This is a genomic window from Variovorax boronicumulans, from assembly GCF_029892485.1.
Classification (GTDB): Bacteria; Pseudomonadota; Gammaproteobacteria; order Burkholderiales; family Burkholderiaceae_C; genus Variovorax; species Variovorax boronicumulans_B.
The window spans coordinates 1-26271 of the sequence record NZ_JARXVG010000021.1 but is presented as its reverse complement, the minus strand read 5'-3'; the positions used below and the strand labels follow the sequence as shown (position 1 = coordinate 26271).

Annotated in this window: 17 protein-coding genes and 2 pseudogenes; 13 read left to right on the top strand and 6 right to left on the bottom strand. The window is 62.1% G+C overall.

Annotation, left to right across the window (positions count from 1 at the left end; translation table 11 throughout):
- Positions 1-28: 28 nt before the first annotated feature.
- From M2282_RS29605 to M2282_RS29580, 6 genes are all read left to right on the top strand, one after another.
- Positions 29-5293, top strand: a complete 5265-nt coding sequence (locus M2282_RS29605; RefSeq protein WP_280812346.1) for a trifunctional serine/threonine-protein kinase/ATP-binding protein/sensor histidine kinase — start codon at positions 29-31, stop codon at positions 5291-5293.
- A gap of 21 nt (positions 5294-5314) precedes the next feature.
- On the top strand, positions 5315-5980 hold the full coding sequence (locus M2282_RS29600; protein ID WP_280812345.1) for a response regulator transcription factor: 666 nt from the start codon (positions 5315-5317) through the stop codon (positions 5978-5980).
- A 281-nt stretch (positions 5981-6261) separates the two neighbouring features.
- Positions 6262-7326 carry an ATP-binding protein gene (locus tag M2282_RS29595; protein ID WP_280812344.1) on the top strand — a complete coding sequence of 355 codons (1065 nt, stop codon included), beginning with the start codon at positions 6262-6264 and terminating at the stop codon, positions 7324-7326.
- Positions 7327-8095: 769 nt separating this feature from the next.
- A complete protein-coding gene (locus M2282_RS29590) occupies positions 8096-10978 on the top strand; it encodes an ATP-binding protein (RefSeq protein ID WP_280812343.1) in 2883 nt (960 codons plus the stop codon).
- A gap of 184 nt (positions 10979-11162) precedes the next feature.
- Positions 11163-11828, top strand: coding sequence for a response regulator transcription factor (locus tag M2282_RS29585; protein WP_432422953.1), 666 nt, complete (start codon positions 11163-11165; stop codon positions 11826-11828).
- Between the two features lie 138 nt (positions 11829-11966).
- The gene (locus M2282_RS29580; RefSeq protein ID WP_280812341.1) at positions 11967-12344 is read left to right on the top strand and encodes a response regulator transcription factor; all 378 of its coding nucleotides are present in this window, start codon (positions 11967-11969) and stop codon (positions 12342-12344) included.
- A 120-nt stretch (positions 12345-12464) separates the two neighbouring features.
- Here M2282_RS29580 and M2282_RS29575 read toward each other — a convergent pair.
- Positions 12465-12814, bottom strand: a pseudogene (locus M2282_RS29575) (IS3-like element ISPsy28 family transposase); the annotation flags it as partial.
- A 230-nt stretch (positions 12815-13044) separates the two neighbouring features.
- On the opposite strand from M2282_RS29575, the gene M2282_RS29570 reads away from it, so the two are divergent.
- From M2282_RS29570 to M2282_RS29560, 3 genes are all read left to right on the top strand, one after another.
- Positions 13045-14061, top strand: coding sequence for an alpha/beta fold hydrolase (locus M2282_RS29570; protein WP_280812340.1), 1017 nt, complete (start codon positions 13045-13047; stop codon positions 14059-14061).
- A gap of 170 nt (positions 14062-14231) precedes the next feature.
- Complete coding sequence (locus M2282_RS29565; protein WP_280812339.1) at positions 14232-14621, top strand: MAPEG family protein; 390 nt, start codon at positions 14232-14234, stop codon at positions 14619-14621.
- Positions 14622-14660: 39 nt separating this feature from the next.
- Positions 14661-16007 (top strand): epoxide hydrolase family protein, encoded by a 1347-nt coding sequence (locus tag M2282_RS29560; protein WP_280812338.1) that lies wholly within the window; start codon positions 14661-14663, stop codon positions 16005-16007.
- Between the two features lie 355 nt (positions 16008-16362).
- Here M2282_RS29560 and M2282_RS29555 read toward each other — a convergent pair whose 3' ends face one another.
- The 4 genes from M2282_RS29555 to M2282_RS29540 all read right to left on the bottom strand — a co-directional run bounded on the left by M2282_RS29555 (position 16363) and on the right by M2282_RS29540 (position 21063).
- The gene (locus tag M2282_RS29555; RefSeq protein WP_280812337.1) at positions 16363-16641 is read right to left on the bottom strand and encodes a hypothetical protein; all 279 of its coding nucleotides are present in this window, start codon (positions 16639-16641) and stop codon (positions 16363-16365) included.
- A gap of 704 nt (positions 16642-17345) precedes the next feature.
- Positions 17346-18767, bottom strand: a complete 1422-nt coding sequence (locus M2282_RS29550) for an amidase family protein (RefSeq protein ID WP_280812336.1) — start codon at positions 18765-18767, stop codon at positions 17346-17348.
- Positions 18768-18838: 71 nt separating this feature from the next.
- Positions 18839-20575, bottom strand: a complete 1737-nt coding sequence (gene poxB / locus M2282_RS29545; RefSeq protein ID WP_280812335.1) for a ubiquinone-dependent pyruvate dehydrogenase — start codon at positions 20573-20575, stop codon at positions 18839-18841.
- A 104-nt stretch (positions 20576-20679) separates the two neighbouring features.
- The gene (locus tag M2282_RS29540; RefSeq protein ID WP_280812334.1) at positions 20680-21063 is read right to left on the bottom strand and encodes a Rid family detoxifying hydrolase; all 384 of its coding nucleotides are present in this window, start codon (positions 21061-21063) and stop codon (positions 20680-20682) included.
- A 716-nt stretch (positions 21064-21779) separates the two neighbouring features.
- Between M2282_RS29540 and M2282_RS29535 the strand changes: the two genes are divergently transcribed.
- Together M2282_RS29535 and M2282_RS29530 are read left to right on the top strand one after the other, a co-directional pair.
- On the top strand, positions 21780-22274 hold the full coding sequence (locus M2282_RS29535; protein ID WP_280812333.1) for a hypothetical protein: 495 nt from the start codon (positions 21780-21782) through the stop codon (positions 22272-22274).
- A 207-nt stretch (positions 22275-22481) separates the two neighbouring features.
- The gene (locus tag M2282_RS29530; RefSeq protein WP_280812332.1) at positions 22482-23942 is read left to right on the top strand and encodes a catalase; all 1461 of its coding nucleotides are present in this window, start codon (positions 22482-22484) and stop codon (positions 23940-23942) included.
- An 84-nt stretch (positions 23943-24026) separates the two neighbouring features.
- On the opposite strand, the gene M2282_RS29525 is transcribed toward M2282_RS29530, so the two are convergent.
- Positions 24027-24620, bottom strand: coding sequence for a cytochrome P460 family protein (locus tag M2282_RS29525; protein ID WP_280812331.1), 594 nt, complete (start codon positions 24618-24620; stop codon positions 24027-24029).
- A gap of 404 nt (positions 24621-25024) precedes the next feature.
- Between M2282_RS29525 and M2282_RS29520 the strand changes: the two genes are divergently transcribed.
- Together M2282_RS29520 and M2282_RS29515 are read left to right on the top strand one after the other, a co-directional pair.
- Complete coding sequence (locus M2282_RS29520; protein WP_280812330.1) at positions 25025-25843, top strand: alpha/beta fold hydrolase; 819 nt, start codon at positions 25025-25027, stop codon at positions 25841-25843.
- 214 nt (positions 25844-26057) lie between these two features.
- A pseudogene (locus tag M2282_RS29515) lies at positions 26058-26271 on the top strand (alpha/beta hydrolase); the annotation flags it as partial.

The window sequence follows — 26271 nt, the reverse complement described above, 5'->3', positions numbered from 1 at the left end:
ACCGAACCTCCTTCGGAAGCCTATTCCCATGCGACAAGAAAATTCAAGTGAGCACTGCCAGGTAGAGACCCTGGACGGTATCCTTTGCTTCGACGGTGCGGAGGCCGAGCCCGCTCGCAGCGGTCTGGAGAACGGCCACGCTGTGCAGGAGACCGTTGAACGGCAGTTCTCCAGCGCTGGCTTGTTGTCACGGGAATTTCGCGACCTGGGTACAGGGACACCGCGCCTGGAACGTGCCGGCGCCCGCGGCTTGGCATCCTGGCTCATTGCAGGACGCGGCCAAGTCGCACCGACAACACTGGCCACTCTTCAGCGCGAATATGCCTTCCGCGACGCGTTGCATGAAGACTGGGCGGCTGTGCCGATATCGCTGATGGCACACGGCGAAGGGACGCTGCTGGTTCTGAAAGACCCGGGCGGCGAGTTGCTGCGCCGGGCCGGCTCCCCGGTTCGCGGCACAGAAGCATTCATTGCCCTGGCACTCCGGCTCACCGCCGCCGTGGGCGCGATGCACGCGGCGGGCGTGATGCACCGAGCGCTCACCCCCGACCGCGTACTGGTCGCGCCTGACGCAGGCACATACTTGACCGGCTTCGGCTATGCAGCGCGCCTCGCCTCGGCAAGCGCAGCGCCGCCCGAGGGGAATCTGGCATGGGACGAAGACAGCTTTGCCTACATGGCGCCCGAACTCGGTGCACGCATGAACCTTTGCGTCGATGCGCGCGCCGATCTCTATTCTCTCGGCTGCATCCTCTACGAACTATTAACCGGCAGACCCCCTTTCCAGGGCGCGGACGCTGCGGAACTGGTGCATGCGCATGCAACGCAGAAACCCAGCCTACCCGGCGAACTGCAGGAAGGCGTCCCAGCACAGTTGTCGCTGCTGGTCTTGAAGCTTCTGGAAAAGACGCCCGATCACCGCTATGGCGAGGCCGCGAGCGTGCTCGCGGATCTGCGTCGCTGTGAGGCGCTGCAGCGCCAGCAAGGATGCATTCCGCTTTTCGCCCTCGATGCCCGTGCCGTGCTGCACAGGCTTCTGCGCACGCAGCAGGTGCTGGGCCGCAACGCCGAACTGCAGGCGTTGGTCGCGCTCTATCGGGAAGTCGCTGATGGCGCGCGCGCGCGCGTCGCCTGGGTGTCGGGTCCATCGGGCATCGGCAAATCGATACTGCTGCGCGAGGCAGTCGCCCGCATTCAGCAGTCGGGCACGCCGCTGCTCGCCGCCGTCAAGAGTGAGGAAGGCAGCCTCGGCAGGCCCTATACCGTCTTGGTGCAGACGCTCGAACAGTTGTTGCAGTTCGTGCTCGGCTGCCCCGAGGCAGAATTTGTAATCTGGCAGGATCGAATCCGCGCCGCGACGACCGCAGTCGATCGCACCCTGGCCGGTTTCCTTCCGTCGCTGGCCCTAGTTCTCGGCCCACAACCCGAGGCCTCTGAGGCACCCGACACGGCACCAGCACTCGAACGGGAGCGCGTGCTCCAAGGCATGGCACGCCTGCTGGCATGCTTTGCAACGACCGCGCGGCCCCTGGTGCTGTTGCTGGACGACCTGCAATGGGCTGACGCCGGCACCTTGCAGGTGCTCGAACGCCTGCTTCACCAGCATCCCGACAACGCGCTGCTGCTGGTCGGCGCGTTCCGCACCAGGGAGGTGGGTCCAGACCATCCGCTGCGCGCGGGCCGCCTCGCTCATGTGCCTGCCTCAGTGACCATGGAGCTCGGGCCGCTCGACGAGAGCGCGCTGCGCGAATTGATTGCGCGGGCGCTGCAGCAGGACACCGTCGCCCTGGGCCCGCTTGCCGAGGTGATCGGCCGCAAGACCGAACGCAACCCATTCTTCACTCAGCACCTGCTTGGATTGCTCGCAGACGAAGGCCTGCTCGCCTATGACGCGCAGACCGCAGCCTGGAATTGGAACCTGGAGCGCATCGTGGCCCATCCGGGTGTCGACAACGTCGTCGACCTGCTGGCTCGCCGCTTCGAGCAACTGCCGAGCCCGACGCAGTTCGTGCTGCGAGTGCTGTCGTGCCTTGGTCACCGCGCCTCGGGTGAAGAACTCGCCATCTCCACGAAACTGCCGCCCGGCGCCGATGCGCTGCGCAGTCTCGAAGCGACGCTCGAGCCGGCACTTCAGGCCGGTAACGTCTCCCGCGAGGACGGAAACTGGGTGTTCTGCCATGACCGCTTCCGCGAAGCAGCCTATGCTTCGATCCCGCCAGAGGATCGAGCACCTCTTCATCTGGAAATCGCGCGCCGTCAGATTGCTCACCCGGCCATGTCCGCGCAGGTCTTCGCGATCGCCGCGCAAGCCAACCTCGCACGGTCTGTGATCAGCGCGCCTCACGAGCGGCGCAACTTCGCGAAGCTCAACTTGGAGGCCGGGCGCCAGGCCAAGGTCGCAACGGCACACCATTCTGCACTCGGCTTCTTCCGCGCAGCACTTGATCTTCTCGGCGAAGATGACACCAGCCACGATGGCCTTGCAGCGCGCGCGCTGTGCGGCGAAGCCGAGTTCATGACCGGCGCGCTCGAAGTCGCCGAGGCGCGCCTGTCAGCATTGGAGCGCGTGGCCGGCGATGGCATCTTCGGCGCAGACTTGGCGCGCTTGCGCGCCGCGCTCTACACCACCCTCAGTCGCTTCGACTTGGCATTGGGCGTTGGGCTGGAGTTCATGCGCAAGTCGGGCATTCATGTGCCGATGCAGCCCGACGAAGCTGCGGTCGATCACGAATACGCACAGCTTCAGACGTGGCTTGAGCGCCATGGCATGCAGGCGTTTCGGAGCCTGCCGATCGCGACGGATCCGTTGCGTCGCGCCATCATCAACATCTTTGCCGACCTCATTCCGCCAGCGCTGTACACCGACCAGAATCTCGTCGACCTGATCCTGCTGCGCATGGCCAACCTTGCGATCATGCACGGGCACACGGACGCCTCCGCGAACGGGTACGTCTGCATGACGCAGGTCTTCGGCGTGCGCTACGGCGACTACACCGCGGCGCGCGAGTTCGGCGCGCTGGCGCTGCACTTGGTTGACGAGCGCGGCCTTGTGGGCTACCGCGGCCGCGTCTACATGGCCTTCGGCACAATGGTCGTGCCCTGGACACAGCCCGCCCGCGCGGCACGTGACTATATCCGCCGCGCCTATAAAGTTCTGGTGGAGACTGCCGACCACACCTTCGCAATCTATTGCGCCCCCAACGAGGCCTCCGGCATGTTGTTCGCGGGCAAGTTTCTGGGCGACGTGCGTGACACGGTTGAGCGCGGCCTGGCAATTGCGCGCGACGCGAACTTTCAGTTCGTGGTCGACGCGCTACTGTCCCAGAAGCTTGTGCTCGCAAGACTGCAGGACGGCACCCGGGGCGACCCCGGCGCGCAGCCAAGCCTGCCCCAGGAAGACGCGCCGCCCACGTTGGTGGACTTCGAGTACTGGGTATACCGGTTGCAGGGATGCCTGCTGTGCGGCGAGATCCCCGAAGCGCTTGAGGCGCGTAGCCGCGCTGAAGCTTGCGCGTCGGCGGGGCGCACCTTCGCCGAAAGCGGCGAGCTGCCGTACTACGGCGCGCTGACGCTGCTCGCGCTGCCTGCGCGCGATGCCGACCAGCAGGCCGCGCTGCAACGCGATGTGAACCAACTCGCCGCTTGGGCCGATGCCTGCCCCGACAATTTCTTGGCCCGCTTCGACCTGGTGCGCGCCGAGCTGGCGCGGGTCGGCGGCCAGCCGCTCGAAGCCAGTGAGGCCTACGCCCGTGCGGTGTCGCACGCCCGCCGAAACGGCTTTACCCAGGTCGAGGCGCTGGCGGCCGAACTGGCCGCCGCATTCCACGCCGGCCGTGGCGATGAACTGTCCGCACATGGCAATTTGCGCTACGCCCGAGGCGCATGGCAGCGTTGGGGCGCTGCGGCGAAGGTGCGGCAGTTGCAGGCCGACCATCCCGCGGTATTCGAGCAAGACGCATGGGCACCCGCAATGAGCCGCCTTCAGGCGCTTGACGCGCAGGCCGTGCTGCGCATTTCGACCGCGCTTGCGAGCGACATCGTTCCCGCGCGTTTGGTCGAAACCCTGCTGCGCACCGCGCTCGAGAGTGCTGGAGCGGACTGCGGCACGCTGACGCTGCTGCGCCAGGGTGCTTGGCAGGTGCGCGCACAAGCGCAGGTGCTCAACGGAGCCATCTCGGTGGCGCAGGAGCCCACCGTATTCGGCACCGAGGTCCTGCCCGTATCAATCGTGCAGGCCGTCGCGCGCACTCAGCAGCGCATCGTGGTGGGCGATGCGCGCGAGGACCCGTCCCTTGTGCAGGACGACTACGTTCGTCGCAGGCGCCCGCGCTCGGTGTTGTGCGTGCCCCTGATGCGCCACGCAAACCTTGTCGGCGTGCTGTACCTCGAGAACAACCTTGCGGCCCACGTGTTCACGCTGGCCAAGGCCGAAGTGCTGGAGGTGATCGCCTCGCATGCGGCCTTCGCGTTGGAGAACGCTCGGCTGTACGAAGAATTGCTCGACCAAAATCACCAGCGCGCCCTCGCCGAAGAACAACTACGCGGAGCGCTCGCCGACCTCGAGCGTGCAAGCCGCCTGAAAGCTATGGGAGAACTTGTGGCGTCCATCGTCCACGAGATCGGCCAGCCTATCGCGGCCGTCGACACCTCTGCCAGTGCAGCACTGCGCTGGCTCGATCGCAGTACCCCGGACATTTCCGAAGCGCGCGAGATGCTTATACACATCAGCAAGAGCGCATTGCGCGCTCGCAACATCATCCAGAGCCTCAGGGCCAAGGCGCGCAAGGCCGAGCCGCAATTCGCTACGTTCGACCTCAATGAAGCGCTGCGCGAAGCGGTGACGCTGGTCGCCGGTCCACTCGAATCGCTGGGCATCGTTCTCGAATTGCAGGGCTTGGACTCGCCGGAGCCGGTTTATGGCGATCGCGTCCAGTTGCAGCAGGTTGCGGTCAATCTACTGATGAACGGCGCCGAATCAATGGCGATGCTTGAGCACAGTACCCGACGGCTGCTGCTCGCGTGCGCGCGCGACGATGAAAGCCGCGTGAGCGTGACGGTGGACGACATCGGTATCGGCCTCGGGGCCGAGACCACGGACAAGTTGCTGCAGCCTTTGTTCAGCACCAAAGCCAACGGCATGGGCATGGGGTTGGCGATTTGCAAGTCGATCCTCGATGCGCACGACGGGACGTTGGCTCTGCTGCCACGCGAGCCGGCGGGCACACGCGCCGTGTTCACGTTGCCGCGCCCCTACTCGGCGGAACTGCCGTCGATCGTGCCTCCGCCCGTCTGAGACGATTGCAAGGCTCCACCCATGCATCCTGCCGCCGATCCCTCGACAGCCACGCGTGCGACGCGCGACATCCGAGTCGTCTACATCGTCGATGACGAAGAGTTGGTGCGTGGTGCACTGGGCAGCCTGCTGCGCTCCATCGGCCTGGAGGTCCGTGCCTTCGCCACAACCGAGGAATTCCTTGCCGCGTCGCGCGCTGGTGGGCCGTCCTGCCTTGTGCTTGACGTGCGCCTGCGTGGTCAAAGCGGCCTTGCGTTGCAGCAGAGTTTGCTCCAACTCGACCTCCCGTCAATTCCCATCATTTTCATGACCGGCCATGGGGACATCGCCATGACGGTGAAGGCGATGAAGGCCGGTGCCGTGGACTTCCTGAGCAAACCCTTTCGTGACCAGGACATGATCGATGCGGTCACCGCCGCGCTGGACAACGACGCGAGGCGCCTTGAGGTCAGGCGCTCGCTGCATGAAAGTCGCGTTCGCTGGGAGTCACTTACCCCTCGTGAACACGAAGTGGTGCTGCACGTGGCAACGGGTCTGATGAACAAGCAGATCGCCGCCAACATGGGAATCGCGGAGATCACCGTCAAGATTCATCGAGGCCAGGCCATGCGAAAAATGAATTCGCGCTCTGTCGCGGAACTGGTACGCAAAATGGACGCGCTTGGGCTCCTGCAGGACGGAATCTGAGCACGCATCGAGACTCAGCCATCGAGAGCTGGCGTCGGGCACAGCTGCTCACTGTCTGAGGGCATCCTGGGTCGGGCGTGCTTCAAGCGCCAAAGCGTGTGCTACGCCACCCCTTGCATCTGGTTTTTCCTGGGGATACACGCACCATCCGCGCCACACAGATGCATGGGGAGGACAAACGTTTGTAGGGGTCAGCCGAACGCTGGTGCAATGGTGCACTTTTCCCCCCCGTGATGTCATCTCCCCCATGCCGACTGTTGCGTCGGTGACAGGAGCACGAGATGACGAACAGCCCATTGAAGTCCATTGGCACCCGCCATGCGGAGGCCGCTTGCGAAGAGCTCTCCCGTGATCCAGGTCCCACTGAGCCGATTCGCCGCTCACGCGCCATCGCCTTGACAGCGGTGCGCGCTCTCGCCATTGCCACACTCGGACAGAACACGCACGCCTCGATGCTGGTGCCGATGCCCTGTACGATAAATGACGGCCTGCTTTGGCTTCTGTCCGTGTCGATGCTTGTGGGATTTACGCTGGTTACGGCATTCTTGGGACTCAAATTCCAGGCCCATCGTGTCGGTGCGGGGCGCCTCGCCAGCGCTCTCGAACGCGTCAGTGGCGACGCTCGCATGCCCGCGCTGGACGAAACCGGATCAGGTGACATTGGGCGCTTAGCGCGCGCGATCAATACGGTCCGTCGCCGACAGGCTGAGCGCGAGGCGGAGCATCTTGACGTGCAAGCCGCCTACGCACACGACCTGCGCACGCCTCTCACCCGCATGGGATTGCGCTGCGAACTGCTCGAGGACTCTGCGGCACGCACGGCTATGGAGCGGGATCTCATGGAGATGCGCGAGTTGGTCGAAGGAAGCATCGCCTGTGCGCGAATGCAGCACAGCATGAACGAGCCGCTGCAACGCGTCGACGCTGATGGCTTGATTGGAAACTTGGTACGCAACTACCGCGATTCGGGCCGCGCCATCGCGCTTGACGGATGCATTGGCCAGCCGGTGGTCGCGTGCCCGCTCGCACTGCGACGCGTGCTTGCCAACCTGATCGACAACGCACTGCGCTACGGCACTGACGTGCGTGTATGCGCCCGCGTCGATACAAAGTGCCTTGTACTTGCCGTGGTGGACTCTGGTCCAGGCATCAAGCCGACGCAGATCGACGCGGTTCTCTCTCCTTGGATTCAGGCGCAGCAGTCTCATGAGGAGAAGCCCGGATCCGGTCTCGGCCTAGCGATCGCCCGACGTCTGGCGCAGTCGATGCAGGGCGAGCTCCATCTGGAGAACCGCCTCAGCGGCGGCTTCGAGGCACGGCTGACGCTCCCGCTCGTGGTCGCATGACGTCAATCCGGAGCCGCATCTCGTTCGGCGGGATGGATTTCGCGTATTTCACGTGACGTAGGCGCGGCGTAGCCACAGTGGGTGCCATGCATCGCGTGCTTTGCGCCGCGTGTGTCGGCCATGGCTTCGAAGTCCAGCCGTTCAATTAACATCGATTTCCGATGCCACCATCCGGCCTCGGTGGCGGTCGGCGCGAGAAGGCAATGGCACAGGCCTTTCCCTACGATCGCTCACCCGTGTGGTCACCGCAGACCGATTGCTTGCGCGAGATAGCGCCGCTCTAGTGGCTGAAATTTGCCTTCATCCTATCCGGCCGCGTGTCTTGCGCCTTTAGTTGTGAAGCGCCGGCATCCGAATCCGAGATGTTGATGGACAGTTCGGAAAAACGCGGCTTTCCTGACGATCCGCATTCCCTCGAACAGGCGTGAACTCCCCGGAGTTCGCGCCGATGCACCGGCTCCACTTCCATCAAGTGCTCTCGCCAAAACGGACGCTTATCTGGCTGTAAACTGCGGCCGCCTTCGCCATCGACAAGTTTTTGCTAACTTTCGTGTACGAAGCGTTCAGAACTCTTAAACCAAGATAGGAGCAAAAGCCGATGCAAGTTGGCCGCATGCCATCCATCAAGATTGTGATGCCAGCCACCCTACGCGTCGCGCCTTATCCATCGGTTGTGCTTTGGTAGCGCTAAAGTCTACATCGCACAAGCTCAAGTCGAACCGCAGAAAAGCCAACTCAGTCCAGCCTTGAATAGAACAATCAACCAACCATGAGGAAAGCGCTACCCGTTAAGGCAGATGAGATCGTTTCATTTGGCCAGTTCAGTCTGCGTGTGAACGAGCGGCTCCTGACACGCAACGGTGTGCCATTGGAGCTGGGTGGTCGTGCAATGGATGTCCTCCTCGCGCTGATTGCCAAGGCAAATCTCATCGTAAGCAAGGAAGAACTCCTCGCGGAGGCTTGGCCTGGCGTGGTTATATCGGACGGCAGCCTGCGCTATCAGATCACGATGCTGCGGCAGGCGCTCGGCGATGGGCAGGACGGAGCCCGGTATGTGTCGAATATTGTTGGCCGGGGGTACTGCTTCGTCGCCAAGATTTCCAGAACCTCCAGTGAGCCGGATGTCCAGGTGGAACAGGATGAATCCCACCTCGAGCCACGCTTGCCCGCGCAGCCGAGCTTGTTGGTTGGCCGTACCGAAGATCTGGCCGCAGTCACGGCGCAGCTCACCAAGGGACGCTTTGTCACGTTGGTCGGCACCGGCGGCGTTGGCAAGACAACGGTCGCGATCCGGGCAGGGCACGATCTGCTGGCTGACTTCGCTGGCGCTATCGTCTTCGTAGATCTCGCGACACTCGCCGACCCTTCTCTGGTACCTACCGCCATCGCCTCCATGCTGCGGCTCTCAGTGCGTTCCGCCGATCCGGTTCCCAGCCTGATCTCGTACCTGCGCGAGCGCCGAATGCTGCTGATCCTCGACAACTGCGAGCACGTGATTGCAGCGGCGGCTTCCCTGGTGGAGAGGATCTTTCAGGCAGCACCCCGCATCCATATTCTGGCAACGAGCCGGGAGGCTCTGCGGGTTCAAGGGGAATATGTCCACCTGCTCAATCCGTTTGCCAGCCCGCCCGACCTCCCCGGTCTCGGCGCTCGCGAAATCCTCATGTACCCCGCCACACACCTGTTCGTGCACCGGGCTGAGGCAAGTGGAAGCACGCTCGATCTGAACGGTATTGACGCCCCCGTCATCGCGAACATCTGCAGAAAACTCGATGGTGTGGCATTAGCGATCGAACTTGCAGCGCGCCGCGTATCGACTTATGGACTGCACCAGACGGCTGCGCTCCTGGACGAGCGGCTCGCGCTCTCATGGCTTGGCCAGCGTGGTGCACAGCCTCGGCACCAGACGCTACAGGCGATGCTGGACTGGAGTTACGAGCTTCTTGATGTTCACGAGCGCCTTGTTCTCTGCCGATTGTGTGTCTTTGTCGGCTACTTCTCGCTCGATGCCGCCCGTCACGTAGCGGATGCGAAAGACCTGTCCAAGGAACAGATCGTCAACGCGATCGCAAGCTTGGCGGAGAAGTCGCTGCTCGCCATCCACCAATCGGGCACCCTTACCCGGTACCGACTTCTTGAGAGTACGCGCACATATGCGCTTTCGAAGGCTGGCGAAGAAACCTTGGACGGCGCATCGCTGCGGCATGCACTCTACTTTTGCGATCGTCTACAACAGGTGGCAACTACCCACGAAGCGTCCTTGCGCAACGCTCAGCATGCACCGGGCGATGCATTTGATGTGGCCGACCTGGGAAACGTACGGGCAGCCCTTACATGGTGCTTTGGGCGCAGCCGCGCGCCGGAGTTGGCTGTTTCACTGGCATCGGCGGCGGTGCCTGCGTTCATGGCAAAGTCATTACTTGCCGAGTGCCACAGCTGGTCAAAACAGGCGCTTGCGCAGTTGCCCCCGGCAATGCGTTGCAGCGCGATTGAAATGCACCTGCAGGCAGCCATCGGGCTGTCGCAAATGTTCACCCGAGGCAACAGCGACGAGGTAAGAGCCGCCCTTGAACGAAGCCTTGAGGTGGCCGAGGCGCTCGACGACGCAACCAGCCAAGTTCAGTTGCTCGGGCGGCTTCAGATTTTTCACGAACGAATCGGCGACTTCGTTGAATCGTTGAGTTATGCGCATCGTTGTGCCCGGGTTGCCAGCACTCTCGGCGATGCCGCCGCTGTCGCGGCCGCCAACTCTCTGGTCGGGCTGTGCAACCATCTGTTGGGCGACCAGCCTCAAGCCAGGCGGCTGCTGGAGGCGGCGATCGCCGGATCGACCGACTCGCTACAGGACAGCAGCATCTATTCGGGTTTCGATCTTCGCAACCGGGCGTGCATTGCGCTGGCCAGGACCTTGTGGCTTCAAGGCTACCCGTCGCAGGCCGTCGTGCTCGCGCAGCGTGCTGTCGACGAAGCGCGGCAACTGAACCATCCCGTCACCCTTTGCATCGCATTGATCTGGGCTGTATCGGTGTACATGTGGGTCGGCGATCTGGAGCGCGCCGAACAGGACATCAACCGATTTATCGCCTATGCGGAAGCTCATTCCCTCACGCCCTACCTGGCTGTGGGCCGAGGAGTCAAGGGCGAACTGGCTGTCAGGCGAGGCGATGCCACGCGGGGCGTTCAAGCCATTCAGGACTGCCTGGTGGAGCTACGCGAATCTCGGTATGAGTTGCTCACCACGGCATTCAACCTCACGCTCGCCGAGGGACTTACCGCCTTGGGGAAGACAACCGACGCACTTGAACTTCTGGACGACACCCTGGCGTTGGTGCATGCAAAGGGCGATCTATACAACCTTCCGGAACTCCTTCGGGCCAAGGCTCGCGCGTTGTCGCGCGTGTCGCCGTCGCGCAAGGAAGAAGCCGAGGAATGTCTCATTCAGTCGCTTGCCAGCAGCAGGCATCAAGGCGCGCGCGCGTGGGAGCTTCGAACGGCGCTAGACCTTGCGCGGCTGTGGCAAGCAGGCGGACGCAAACGCGAGGCGCAATCCCTGCTACAAAGTGTCCTTGCTCACTACACTGAAGGCTTCGAGACGGCGGATCTACAAGACGCGGAAGAGCTTTTGGGCCAGACGAACGACGCGTCCGTCTGAAGAAGAGGCGGGGCGGATGGCCTTGGTTCGCTGCTGCAGAAACGGCATCATCTGTTCGTATGGTCGCCCCCTCTCTGCGTATGCGAGCTATGTAGCGATGGCGTTGCTTCTGTTAACTTAAAGCAGGGACGCGATGCGGCCCGCTTCACGAGTGACACCTGCAAACGCTGCAATGCCCAATTCCATGCTTTCGCGCACGGCCGCCTCGCCACAATCCCAGGAAGATCAGGAATCCCGGGTCGTCTACATCGTCGATGACGAAGAGCTGGTGCGTGGTGCACTGGGCAGTCTCCTGCGCTCCATCGACTTGGAGGTCCGTGCCTTCGCTACTACCGAAGAATTCCTTGCCGCGCCGCGCGCAGGCGGGCCGTCCTGCCTCGTGCTTGATGTGCGCCTGCGTGGTCAAAGCGGCCTTGCGTTGCAGCAGAGCCTGCTCCAACTCGACCTCCCTTCAATTCCCATCATTTTCATGACCGGCCATGGTGACATCGCCATGACGGTGAAGGCGATGAAGGCCGGCGCCGTGGACTTCCTGAGCAAACCCTTTCGTGACCAGGACATGATCGATGCGGTCACCGCCGCGCTGGACAACGACGCGAAGCGCCTTAAGGTCAGGCGCATGCTGGGTGAACTGCGTGACAACTGGAACTCTCTGACACCCCGCGAACGCGAGGTGGTGCAGCACGTGGCGACAGGGCTGATGAACAAGCAGATCGCCGCCAACATGGGAATCGCGGAGATCACCGCCAAAATCCATCGAGGCCAGGCCATGCGAAAAATGAATTCGCGCTCTGTCGCGGAACTGGTACGTAAGATGGAAGCGCTAGGCGTCGTGCAGAACCTTACTTGAGTACGCCGCCAATCGGGTGGGCGCCGCCCGCCCATACCTACATATGATGGCGCTGCCCGCGAGGGGCAGTATTCTGGGACACCGGGCAACGACGGGACAGGCCCCGCCGCATACTAGGTAAAAAGCCGGAATCTTCCTTTGCATCCCCCCAGTACCGAACTCGTGTCTATCGTCGACGACGATCCATTCGTGCGCACCGCGACCAGCAGTCTGGTGCGCTCGCTCGGATGGGAGGCATGTGAGTTCGCATCGGCCTCGGCATTCCTTGCTTCCGACATGGCGGCTCGTACACGTTGCCTGGTATGCGATGTGCAAATGCCGGCGATGGACGGCATCCAGTTGCTGGATCAGCTCTTGCGGCGGGGCATCCGCATTCCCACGCTGTTCATCACCGCGTTCGCATCGACCCGCGTTCGCGAGCGAGTACGGGTCAGCACAGCGCTGTGTCTGATCGAAAAGCCGATCGACGCTTGCGAGTTGGAAGCTTGGATAAATCGCGCGCTTGAGCACGACTGAAGTCGCTTTCACACAGGTCGAGCAACCTCGACGAGCCGCGAGTGTCCTCGCGCTAACTTGTTCGGTGACCTGGCCCCTGGAATCCGTACCTTGTAGTCGAGCTCTTGAGCTGACTTGCCTTGGCTGACTGGAAAGCCAGTCTTGCCGAATGCATCGGGCTAACGTAGGCCAGCGTCGAGTGCAGTCGATGATTTTCCCCTCGGCCTCGCGCCTGGTTTCATAACAGCGTCCATGTAGCCGTTCCACCTTCAATGACCCGAACAGCGTCTCGCTGCACGCGTTGTTCCAACAGTTGCCTTTGCGGCTCATCGAACTGGTAGTGCCGCACTCGGCGAGCACGGCTCTGGGTCGTGACTAGCGTGTTGACTGCCCCTCTCGCTGTGGAAGATCAGTCCGGCGTGCTTGCCCGGATGACGCTTGACCCACGCCATGTGCAGTGCATTGATCACGATGTCGCGTGTCATGTCCTCGCGCTTGCGATCGGCGGCGCTGAGCTTGAATTGTCACGCCCAGCAAGAGATACGTTTTTCGGAGGCAAGGTCACCAAGCGCATGCCTTCGAAATCCGGAATTTTGAAATGTATTGTTCAAAAAACAAACCCAGATACAGAGCGATACGCAACAAGGTAAGAGAGAGATTCCTGCGCGCAGCATTGAACCCGCAAGCACTTCCGCCACGGTCCATCTCTCAGGATATTTCAATGACATCGTCGTTCCAACTTCCCCGCAGATCTTTCCTCACTGCGACGGCGCTGAGCGCTGCAGCGGCTCAGCTCGCAGCGATCACGCCGGCGTTCGCCCAGTCCGCTGGTGCGCTCAAGCGCCTTGAACCGCTCAAGAGCATCGAAGCCAACGGCTTGCGGATCGGCTACTTCGAGGCAGGCCCGGCGAACGGCGCGCCGGTGATTCTTCTTCACGGCTGGCCCTACGACATCCACATGTTCGTGGACGTCGCGCCGCAGCTGGCCGCCGCGGGCTTTCGCGTGATCGTGCCGTACCTGCGCGGCTACGGCACCACCCGCTTCCTGTCGGCCGACACGCCGCGCAATGGCCAACAGTCGGTGGTCGCCGTGGACATCATCGCGCTGATGGACGCGCTCAAGATCCAGAGTGCCACCGTCGCCGGTTGCGACTGGGGCGCGCGCACCGCGTGCATCATGGCCGCGCTGTGGCCCGAGCGTGTGAAGGCGCTGGTGTCGGTCAGCGGCTATCTGATCGGCAGCCAGGAGGCCGGCAAGACGCCGCTGCCGCCGCAGGCTGAATTGCAGTGGTGGTACCAGTACTACTTCGCGACCGAGCGTGGCCGCGCGGGCTACGAGAAGAACCGCCACGACTTCGCCAAGCTCATCTGGCAGCTCGCATCGCCCAAGTGGAACTTCGATGCGGCCACCTTCGATCGCAGCGCCGTGGCATTCGAGAACCCCGACCATGTGGCCATCACGGTTCACAACTACCGCTGGCGCTTGGGCCTGGCCGAGGGCGAGGCCAAGTACGACGCGCTGGAGAGCCGGCTCGCCAAGGCACCGGTGATCACGGTGCCGACCATCACGCTGGAAGGCGACGCCAACGGCGCACCGCACCCCGAACCCAGCGCCTACGCGAAGAAGTTCTCGGGCCGCTACGAGCACCGGTTGGCCAGCGGCGGCATCGGCCACAACCTGCCGCAGGAAGCACCCGAGGCTTTTGCGAAGGCCGTGATCGACGTGACCCGCGCGTAGACGGCCTTCTTGAGTTGAACTGAATCAGTTTCTGCAATCACTCGAACCTGGCGACAAAAGTTATGAAGGGCACGGCCTGGAGTCAGACGCCCAATCCCTCCGATCGCTCTTGTGCCCCTCATCGCACGCGCAGTGACCGTCTCTCCCATTTGGAATCCAACATGTCGAACATGAGCATTCTCGCAGTCATCAGTGTCGCGATCTTGGGCTTGCTGCTCTTTGGACTCGGACTCGCCGTGACGGTTGTCCGTGGCAAGACCAAGGTCTTCACCGGCACCGCGCCTTACCCTGACCATTTGCTCAATCGCCTCATCCGGGCGCATGGCAACACGGCCGAATATGTCCCGTTCCTGGCCGTGCTATTTCTGGTCGTCGGCGCTCACCAGCCCGGGCGTCTGGCTCTGGGCCTTATCGCAGTCGCCACAGCAGCGCGCGTCCTCCTTGCTGTTGGACTGATCACCTGCTCGTCGTTGTCGCAGCCGAATGCTCTGCGGGCCGTGGGCGCAACGCTGACCTACGTGATTGGCATCTGGCTATCCATTTTCGTCATCCTGGCCTGAAGGCCGCCACCCGCTCACTTATCAATGGAGATTCTTCCCGTGAACAACTATCGAAATGCTCAGCAGCAACGACCGAAAGCTCGGATCACTTCCGCCATCTGCGTGGCCAGCCTCTTGATTGCATCGGGTCTCGCATCAGCGGGCCAGGCCAGCGCCGGGGTTTCAGCTGGCGATCAAAAGGCGAGTCAGACTGCGCCGTCGTCCGAGGCGATCCGTCCTTTCAAGATCCATGTCTCGGACAAGGCGCTGAAGGATCTGAAAGTCCGGATGCAAGCAACGCGATGGCCAGACAAGGAAACCGTGGACGACTCGTCCCAGGGCGTCCAGTTGGCCAAGCTCCAGTTGCTGGCGAAGCATTGGGGTACTGACTACGACTGGCGCAAGGTTGAAGCAAAACTCAACGGCTTGCCCCAGTTCGTCACAACGATCGACGGTGTCGATATTCAGTTCATTCACGTGCGGTCACGCCATCCGAACGCCTTGCCAATCATCCTTACGCACGGATGGCCAGGGTCTCCGCTGGAATTCATCGACGCGATCGGCCCTTTGACGGATCCCACTGCGTTTGGTGGGCGTCCTGAAGATGCCTTCGATGTCGTGATACCGGCCATTCCTGGGCATGGTTTTTCCGGCAAGCCGAAAGACCTCGGGTGGGGGCCTGACCGCGTGGCCCGGGCATGGGATGTGTTGATGCATCGCCTGAAATACACCCAATACGTGGCCCAAGGTGGCGACCATGGCTCTGTGATCTCGGATGCAATGGCCCGGCAAAAACCAAAGGGTCTTCTGGGTATCCATCTGAACATGCCAGCTACGGTGCCGCCCGAGCTCGTCAAGGGCATTCACGCGGGCGAGGAGCCACCAGCTGGGTTGTCCGACGCTGAGCGGACGGCGTATCAAACACTGAGCAAGTTCTTCGCTCGCAACGCTGCTTACGGCGCCATGATGGTCACGCGGCCGCAAACGGTCGGTTACGGCCTCAACGATTCGCCGGCGGGCCTTGCCGCCTTCATGTACGAGAAGATCACCGAATGGACATATCCTTCCGGAAATGCCGAGGCGGTGCTGGGCAGGGAGAAGATCCTTGATGACATCTCGCTCTATTGGCTCACGAACACGGCCAGTTCGTCGTCGAGGTTCTACTGGGAAAACAACAACAACAACTTCAGCTCCGCCGCCCAGCGAACAACCGAGATCACGGTCCCGGTTGCGATCACGGTCTTTCCGGGGGAAATCTATAGGGCACCGAAGTCGTGGGCACAGCGCGCTTACCCATCGCTCTACTACTTCAACGAAGTCGATCGCGGTGGCCACTTTGCGGCGTGGGAACAACCGCAGCTGTTTGCAGAGGAGATGAGGTCTGCTTTCAAGTCCCTGCGCAAGTAGGGTCGATCGTGTATCCGGCAATCGCCGGATACACATACCTGCCGACTCCATGTCATCTCGGCGCGCGTCATTGCGCGCAAGCGCGTGCATGAAGCGCACCGGTGGGAACTCTCCGGCGAGGGGCACTACTGTCTGCTGAACGCGCGGTTGCGCGCGTCGCTCTTGTCAACGGTTGTCGTTAAAAAAGCTACTGCCCCACCCACCTGTGTGTTGCGATGGCCTCGCGGCTACCTTCAGCAGGCCATGGTGAGTCCGGGACCACACCGGATGCGTTAGAAAGACTCTCGGCGATTGGGTTCCGTGGTGCACCAGGCGCGCTGTTTGTCGTCCTGGGCCCTCGCGAGCACCCGGCCCCTTACGCTTCTCTCTTGATCTTTACCTGCTCGGCGGTTGTGCGCGCCTCGCTGTCCACGTCGGCCTGGACATGCTGCTTCTCGGTCAGTTCGCTCGACGGCACGCGGTTGGCAGGGAGCCCACCGGGCTCACCGACCTTGAAGACGCAACGCGCCTGGGTTTGGCTCTTCCTCCGCGCTGCGGCAATCAACTTGGCGTCGCTCACGCAGATGGTCGGGCAATAGAAGCTGCTCAGCTTGATCTCATGGCTGTAGCTTTTGTGCTCAAGCCAGCGCGCCAAAAGCGGTGGCCGGACTTGGTAAAGGCCACGTACTCGCGGTAGGCCAGGTCTGGCCGGCGGCGTTACGCCGGGCCTCGAAGTCCGCCTTCTCTTGTTGTTGATGCTTTCGCGGCCGGTACGCTCAACCGCGGCGGCATCTTTGTATGTCGGCGGAAGCACCTGCCGAACACCGCCTCCAAATTTCGGCAAACCTCCTCGAGGGCATCTGCACACGCGTTCCTCGTCGGATTGAGCGGCAGTTCCCACCGCTGGCCGGTAGATCGCTGAGCTCCACCGCATGAACATGCGAGCCGCCGACATGGTGAAGAAGGCAAACAGCCTGCCTGGGTTCATGGTCTCGGGCTACCGAGTGGGTTTTTCAAAGGGCAGTTGATGGACCTCGACACCTCTGGCGCATACCGCACTCAGGCTATGGACGTACAAATGGTGAGAGGGTTTCGGCTCGTGGACGGTTATGAGGCCGAAGGCTTGTTCATTGCTGGCCTTTGCGCAAAGTAGCCCGCACGAATTCGACCGCCGCGCCGACTGCGTAAATGGCCGGCCGCTGCGTCGAAAATGACCTCCTTGAGCGCGTTCACCGGCGGCAGCAGGTGTGCACCACGCGCATCGACTGGCATCCGGAGCATCGAGCAGGGCTGACCAGGTCGGCGCGCCTCAAGATGGCTTCTTGCCGGTCGGAGCGGAAGCTGGTTGCCCGCGTGCTTTCAGCGATGTCCCAAGGCATCGGCCGGGGTGGGACTCACCGCAGCAATCGGCTCACCTCGGGCCTCTATGTCTGCCCCGGCGTCGAGGCAAAGATCCTCGCGAAATCGAGCTGAGACCAATTGCACGCCGACCGGCGTACCGTCCACGAAGCCTGTAGTTACCGCCAGCCCTGGCAGGCCGATAGCGGGAAAAGCACGCATCGGCAGTTGTGCATTCCACACACGTTGGAAGCCGCCATCGCCCTGCAAGTCCAAATCGTCCGGAAACGGTAGCTCGGCCGAGACCGGCAGCAATAGCACTGCATAGTCCTCGAAGAACAGGCTCCAGATTCGAGCTGCCGTTGCGCGGCGCAACAGGGCACTTGCCACAACGTCCAGGGGCATCGTTTCAACAACGGAACGCACGCCCTCGACCACGGCCCAAGCGCCCGGGTCACCGTCGCGCCTGACGGCATCCTCCAGCTTTGCGAAGCCGTCTCCAAGCCATAGCTGCTGCTGGATCTCTGCAAGTTCCTCCAGCGATGGTGTGTCAGCCACTTCCACAACGCTCCATCCAGCACTCTCCAGGCGATTCGCCGCATCTCTGAGCGCCGCTTCAACCTCCGACGCAATCTCGATACCGCTCGGGCGCAAACAAACCGCGGCGCGTTTGAGCATTGGCTTGCCGACCAGCGGCAAGGGAACATGCCAAGGATCTCGAGGATCCGGCATCGACATGGCGTCCAACGCAAGACGCAGATCCTGAACGCTACGCGCCATCGGCCCCGTACTGGACATCAGTTGCGGGCCAATGCCGCGTTCCGGTGAGGACTGGTTGTAAGCGGGCACGCGCCCGAAGCTGGGACGCAGACCCTGGATGCCGCAGGCATAGGCGGGATAGCGCAGCGATCCTCCGATATCACTGCCCAGCGCAATGTGGCCGATGCCTGCAGCAACGCCTGCGGCTCCCCCACCGGACGAACCACCCGGCGTCAAACGCCGGTCTCGAGGGTTGATGGTCTTGCCATGGAGCAGATTGCCCGTGAACCAGCGCAGCGCAAACGTGGGCGAGTTGCTTCGGCCCACGAGCAAGGCGCCGGCACGCAACAGGTTGTCCACAGCGGGGCTGTTGCGCTCCGCGAGGAGGTCGCGCTGCAGGCGGCTGCCGTTGCTGGTAACGAATCCCGCTTCGTCCGCGTTGATCTTCACTGTGACGGGGACGCCTGCCAGCGGTCCCGGGTCCTGGCCTTGCGCGAGCATCCTGTCGATGCGTTCGGCCTGCAGACGCACATGGTCAGGCCGACATTCGACGATCGCGTTGATCTGTGGGTTGACGGTATCGAGGCGCTGCAACGTGTCCTCGGCAACTTCGAGCGCCGACACTTCGCGTGCGCGGACAAGCCCGGCAATCTGGGTTGCCGACATCTTCCAGAATTCAGTCATGTTGTTCTCTCTTAACTTTCAACCAACCCATTGATCCAGACGCAGACGCTCACGAACACGTAGATCTCGCATTACCGCCACAAATTGCTCGCGGCCAGCTCCACGATCTCATCTGTGCGCCCGTTGAACACCGCCTGCAGCAGGTAGAGCGAAAACCCTTTCGCCATCTCCGTGGAAATGGCGGGTGGCATGGCCAGCTCGCTTCGGCTGACGACGGCGTCGACGAGGACGGGACCGTGGTAGGCGAGTGCTTCAGCAATGCCATCTTGAATTTGTTCAGGACGTTCCAGGCGAATTCCGCGGATGCCGATCGCTTCGGCCATGGCGGCGAAGTTGGGGTTATGCAGGTCGGTGCCGGTACTGAGGATTCCGGTGGCTTTCTGTTCCAACTCCACGAAACCAAGCGCACCGTTGTTGAACACCACCACTTTCACCGGCAGCTTGAGTTGTGCCAGGGTGAGGAAGTCACCCATCAGCATGGTGAAGCCTCCGTCACCGGAGAGCGAGATGACTTGCCGCTGGCGGAAGGTCGCCTGAGCACCGATGGCCTGGGCCATGGCGTTGGCCATCGAGCCATGCACGAACGAGCCCATCAACCGCCTCTTGCCGTTCATGCGCAGGTGTCGGGCCGCCCAGACGGTTGGCAGGCCTACGTCGCAGCTGAACACGGCATCTTCTGCGGCGAGGTCACTGAGGGTTTTTACGATCTGTTGCGGATGGATGCGGCGGGTGCTGGGTGTGATCGCGGCCGACGTATCCAGCGCGTGCTCGCTGCGGGCGTAGTGCTCGCGCGCGCGCGCCAGATGATCGCTGTTGGGGTTCGAGTCCAGCAGTGGCAACAGTGCATCCAAAGTGGCGCACACATCGCCGACGACGCCCAACTCGACATGGGCGCGACGACCGATGTTCTCGACGCGGATGTCGACTTGAGCAATACGCACACCATCGCCTTGCGGGTAGAACTGACGATAAGGGAAGTCGGTGCCCAGCATCAGCAGCACGTCGCAATCGAGCATTGCGTAATAGCCGGACGACACACCGATGAGACCGGTCATGCCCACGTCATAGGGATTGTCCCAGCCGACGTGCTCCTTGCCGCGCAGCGCGTGCACCACTGGTGACTGCAGCCGTTCTGCCAGCGCGAGGATCTGCTCGCGAGCTCCAGCGCATCCCGCACCGCAGAGCAGAGTGATGCGCTGGCCATTGTTGAGAAGGTCGGCCAGCTGACGCAGCAGTGCGAGTGTTGGCATCACGACAGGTGCAGCAGGTAGCAAGCTACCGATTTCTGCTAAGAGCGCGGCTTCGGCAGGCTGCATCGCGACATCTCCTGGGATCACCACCACCGAGACGCCGCGCTTGCCGACGGCCTCACGGATGGCCATCTGCAGCGTTCTTGGCATTTGTGCACTGCTCGAAATCAGCTCGCAGTAGTGGCTGCATTCGCTGAAGTAGGACTGCGGGTGGGTCTCCTGGAAGTAACCTGAACCGATTTCCGCCGAGGGGATCTGCGCGGCAATCGCCAGCACCGGTACACGCGAGCGGTGCGCGTCGAACAAGCCGTTGATCAGGTGCAGGTTGCCCGGTCCGCAACTGCCAGCGCATACCGCCAGCGAACCCGTGAGGTGGGCTTCGGCGCCGGCAGCAAAGGCGGCCACTTCCTCGTGGCGCACATGCACCCACTCGATATCGCCACGGCGTCGAATCACATCGGTCAGCCCGTTGAGACTGTCGCCTACCAGACCATAGATGCGCTTGACGCCGGCGGCGACCAAAGTATCAACTAACTGTTCCGCGACAGTCTTGTGCATAATTTTCTTTCTTCGGGACGGTGACTGCCGCGTCACGGCAGCGGGATGATTGGCGCGCTCTGCGGACGCCGTTGATGCGGGGGAGCGCTGTGCCGCTTGCTGGCTTAGTCCAGCACCATGATGGCCTCTGCCTCGATCCGGCAACCCTGCGGCAGGCTGGCGATACCGACTGCGGCGCGGGCTGGATAAGGTCGCGCGAAGTATTCGGCCATGATCTTGTTGACCTTGGGCGAATCGTCCAAGTCGATCAGGTAGAGATTGAGCTTGACCACATGGGCCAGGTCGCCGCCACCGGCCTCTGCTACCGCGCGCAAGTTGGAGAACACCTGGCGAATTTCGTCTTCAACGCTGGCGGTTTTGGCCTTTTGAGTCTTCGGATCGATCGGCAGTTGGCCGGATAAATACACGGTGTTGCCGCAGCGGATCGCTTGGCTGTAGTTGCCAATGGCTGCAGGGGCAAGGTCAGTATGAATAATTTGTCGATTCACTAGTGGCTCCAGTAGATGTTGCAATGTGAGCGCAAGATAACTTCATGCCGAGCACTGGACTTTGCACGCGAAACGAGTCGATGTCAGACCGTTTTCCGTCTTGCGGGTGATGGCGGGTGCCAGTAGACCGGTGCTGATCAACGGACTCAATCAGCCGTTCGTATAGGGTCAAGGCAAGTAGACTGTTTTTTTTGAGAACACACTGCAGCCCCGGTGTGATTCCTACCTCGCCACGCGAATCCCGGTGCGCGAGGACGTTCCTAAATTAAGGGCGACCTGGTGTCCGCAGATGCAGTGAGCACTTCAAGCGTCGATGCGTTGATCGCTTCCGTCCAAGGCCCTGGTACTTTTCGAGGAAGCTGGCATCACGGATAGGCCGGTGGTGTTCCCGGCGCGGCATTCCAGCACCGCGCGAGCTGTGGCGCCAAGCGCTCATCCAACTACGTGAACGAGCGAGTGACTTCTTGGCGTCGGGCTTCACATCGTTTGCCTCCTGCGGGCCGATCAGTTGCCCTCACTCGCGAATGCGGACGTTGCGGTTTGCCGCAAGCACTTGTCACCCACCATAGCTGCTGTCTTCGATTGCGTCTTGCTCGAGCGGGAGCACCTACACCTTTGTTTAATAGCAACTCAACCCTCACAAATGTTGAATCGCGGGTGGATCGCCATGCTCGTGCCAGCTTCAGCTCGCGAGCACTGACCTAACAGGAGCCACCATGCACGACAGCGCCGTTCTCGCATCCGACAATTCTCCCCATCGCTTTGAGAGACGCTTGCCGGCGCGGTCCAGCGCCGCCGCGCTGTTGCAGGCCGCGCAGACCCATCAGTACCGCGAGATGGAGCACGCTTTTCGCGCAACCGGCGGACTGGTGAGTTCCGACGATATCGTCTCCCTCCTTATGAGTCGCACGGACCAACCAATTTCGCGACTGGCGCGATGGATCGTTAACCACGATGTGATCAGCTTTCAATGGCAATCACGCACGCTGCTGCCGCTCTTCCAATTCGATTTGTTCACCGTGACTCCGCACTTATCCGTGACAGCAGTAATCCGGGAATTGATTCCGGCGCTCAGCGACTGGGAGACGTGTCTCTGGTTTCTCGCGCCTAACGCGTGGCTTGGAGATACTTCGCCGCTCGATTCCATTCTGCTAGACGCGCCAGCCGTAGTCGATGCGGCTCGTGGCGAGCGCTTTCTTCTCCGCGGTTGATTCGGCAGAAGCCAGCAGATCGGGATGTGACCACCGATGCTGGACTCCGGAGTAACGTCCTATACGAAGGTTTCCCTAGCCCGCGCCCTGCACAGCAGTTTGGCGCTATTCCTTCGTCTGCATCGGACCCATACAAACAGGTGATGGAAACGCTGACCGAGTGTTTGTAGAGTGCCCATGCCTCCAAAACCGACGACAGGAAATCCAATGAGCAAGCCACCTGAATCTGCCAGAAACACCCCGCTGACCACCGCCTTCGGCGCGCCCGTGGTCGACAACCAGAACAGCCTCACCGCCGGCCCGCGCGGCCCCGTCCTGATGCAGGATGTGTGGCTGCTCGAGAAGCTGGCCAACCTCAACCGCGAGATCATTCCCGAGCGCCGCATGCATGCCAAGGGCTCGGGCGCCTTCGGCACCTTCACCGTCACGCACGACATCACGAAGTACACGCGCGCCAAGCTCTTCTCGGCCGTGGGCAAGAAGACCGAAATATTCGCGCGCTTCACCACCGTGGCCGGCGAACGCGGCGCGGCCGATGCCGAGCGCGACATCCGCGGCTTCGCGCTCAAGTTCTACACGGAGGAAGGCAACTGGGACCTGGTGGGCAACAACACGCCGGTCTTCTTCCTGCGCGACCCGCGCAAGTTTCCGGACCTCAACAAGGCCGTGAAGCGCGACCCCAAGACCAACATGCGCAGCGCCACCCACAACTGGGACTTCTGGACGCTGCTGCCCGAGGCGCTGCACCAGGTCACCATTGTGATGAGCGACCGCGGCATTCCGGCGAGCTACCGCCACATGCATGGCTTCGGCTCGCACACCTACAGCTTCGTCAATGCGGCCAACGAGCGCTTCTGGGTCAAGTTCCACTTCAAGACGCAGCAGGGCATCAAGAACCTCACCGATGCCGAAGCCTCGGCGCTCGTGGGCGGCGACCGCGAGAGCCACCAGCGCGACCTGTTCGATTCGATCGGCCGCGGCGACTTCCCCAAGTGGACGCTCTACGTGCAGGTGATGGCGGAAGCCGATGCGGAAAAGGTGCCCTACCACCCCTTCGACCTGACCAAGGTCTGGCCCAAGAAGGACTACCCGCTGATCGAGGTGGGCGTGATGGAACTGAACCGCAACCCCGAGAACTTCTTTGCCGATGTCGAGCAGAGCGCCTTCGCGCCCAACAACCTGGTGCCGGGCATCAGCGTCTCGCCGGACAAGATGCTGCAGGCGCGCCTCTTCGCGTATTCGGATGCGCAGCGTTACCGCCTGGGCGTGAACCACCACCAGATTCCGGTGAACGCCGCGCGCTGCCCGGTGCACAGCAACCACCGCGACGGCACGATGCGCGTGGACGGCAACTACGGCGGCACGCTGCACTACGAGCCCAACAGCTTCGGCCAGTGGCAGGAACAGCCCGACTACCGCGAGCCGCCCCTCAAGCTGCGCGGCGATGCGGACTTCTGGAACTTCCGCGAGGACGATGCCGACTACTACAAGCAGCCGGGCGACCTGTTCCGGTTGATGAAGCCCGAGCAGCAACAGGTGCTGTTCGAGAACACCGCGCGCGCCATGGGCGATGCGCCGGAGTTCATCAAGCGCCGGCACATCGACAACTGCACCAAGGCCGATCCAGCCTACGGCGCGGGAGTGGCGAAGGCGCTCGGGCTGTCCTGAGCAACGCGGGCGGCGCCATGAGGCGCCTTTTTTTTGAAGGCACTGCGCGTGTGCGCATGCGCCTTTTTTTGTTGGGGGATGCGTTCAGCGAGCGAGCCGCGTGAACACGTAGTCGTGGTTCTTCACCAGCGCCTGGTGGCAGGCAAAACAGGTCTGGTGCTGCGCCAGGTCGGCGGGCTTGCCATTGATGAAACGGCCGAAACCCCATCCACCCGTAGCGGCGTATTTTTTTGAGTCTTTCACCATCACTTGCACGGTAGTTGCCGCACCAGGGATTGACGCAGGTGCGAACTCCGGTGACTGAACGTGCTTCCATGCCAGCTTTGTGAAGATGGTGCCGTCCGGGAACGGCAACGTGCCCTTGTCGTACGCATCGATTGCTTTGGCATTGCCAAGCACCACGCGGAGTTCGTTCAAAGGCTCCGCCTCGATGGCAGGCGCTATCAATTGCCACTGCCGGTAGCCCTTGGGAATAACAACGCCGTAGATGGGCGAAGCATCCGAAGTTTTGGCATCCTCCGCAGCGCTTGGGGTCACCACGAAAATACCGGATGCCGCCGCGAGTGCAAGGAGGCCAAGGCCACCGAGCTTTGTCAGTACCGCTTGGCCGGAGAGCGAAGAGCCATTGTTATTCGTGGTGTCCGATGTGGGCACCTGTCGCGTGTCGAATCGATTCATAAGACAAACCGTGTGAACTGAAAACCGCTGCGGGGTTGAAGGCCCACAGCACTTGAGCGCGTGAATTTTTCGCCGTTATCGTCTCGCTTGAGCTGCTCTGCGTATGCGCGTGTATCTGCGCCGCTGGAAATCACACTACGTTTCCATTGGCAAGCGCGCCGACGTCTGACATGCGGCACGCCGTGCTCGGACGCAGACAGCGCAGAAGTCTTTGCCAGCAACGCATTCGCGTAATCATTCATGTCACGCGAGCCCGCAGACACAGTGGCATACAGACATCTGTTGTGCGCGTGGAGGCGCGTCCTATAAACGCTGCCGTGCTTCGCACCCGCCGCGCTCGTCTTGAGTTGCAAAGGGCGATCACTCCTCTTTGCCCTCAACTTCAACCGCAGGAAAAATTCGAAATGAAAACACTTAGCCGCCGCTTCGCCCGTACAGTCGCCGCCGTGGGCCTCATGGCACTGGCTGGCGCCTTCGCCACGCACAATGCTTCGGCACAGACCGCAACAACTGGGCAACAAGCCAAGCCCACCGTGGTGCTCGTGCACGGTGCGTTCGCTGAATCGTCGAGCTGGGACGGCGTCATCCGCAAGCTCGAGGCCCAGCACTATCCAGTGATCGCCGCCGCCAATCCGTTGCGCGGCGTCAAGTCCGACGCGGCCTATGTAGGGGGCATCGTCGATGCGGTCAAGGGGCCGGTGGTGCTAGTGGGTCACTCGTACGGCGGCTCAGTGATCTCCAGCGCCGCGACCGGCAAGAGCAATGTGAAAGCGCTTGTCTTTGTGGCCGCATTCGCACCCGAAGCCGGCGAGTCGGCAGCCGATCTCACCGGCAAGTTCCCCGGTAGCACGCTCGGGCCGGCGCTGGCACCACCGGTCGCACTCCCCGATGGTGGCAAGGACCTGTACATCCTGAAGAACAGGTTCCACGACCAATTCGCCGCCGACGTGCCAGCCGCCGCTGCGCGCCTCATGGCTGCAACCCAGCGCCCCATCGCCGAGTCGGCGCTCGGCGAACCGGCCGGGGAACCTGCATGGAAGACGGTGCCCTCATGGTTCGTCTACGGCGACGGCGACAAGAACATTCCGCCGGCGGCGCAGGCATTCATGGCGGAGCGCGCCAAGTCGGTGAAGACGGTGGTCGTCAAGGGCGCGTCGCACGTGGTGATGACGTCGAACCCCGACGTGGTCACCAAGCTCATCGTTGAAGCCGCGAGCCGATAGGCTGATTCCTGAGGCGGCCCGTCGATAGGCAGGTCGACAAGACAGCATATCGATGGGCCGTTCACCGCACCCAATGCTTGGACATCGAAATGTATTGTCCTAAAGACAGCAGTAGATACAGAGCGATACGAAGCATCGGTCGAATGCCGATCCCGCGGGGCAACATTTGCACCTGCCAGTCCTTTCATCCACACCCGCCACTCCGGAGAGTCCGATGACATCGTCGTTCCAACTTCCCCGCAGAACTTTCCTCACTGCGACGGCGCTCAGCGCTGCGGCCGCTCAGCTCGCAGCGGTCACGCCGGCCTTCGCCCAGTCCGCTGGTGCGCTCAAGCGCCTGGAGCCGCTCAAGAGCATCGAGGCCAACGGTCTGAACATCGGCTACTTCGAGGCCGGTCCGGCCAATGGCGCGCCGGTGATCCTTCTTC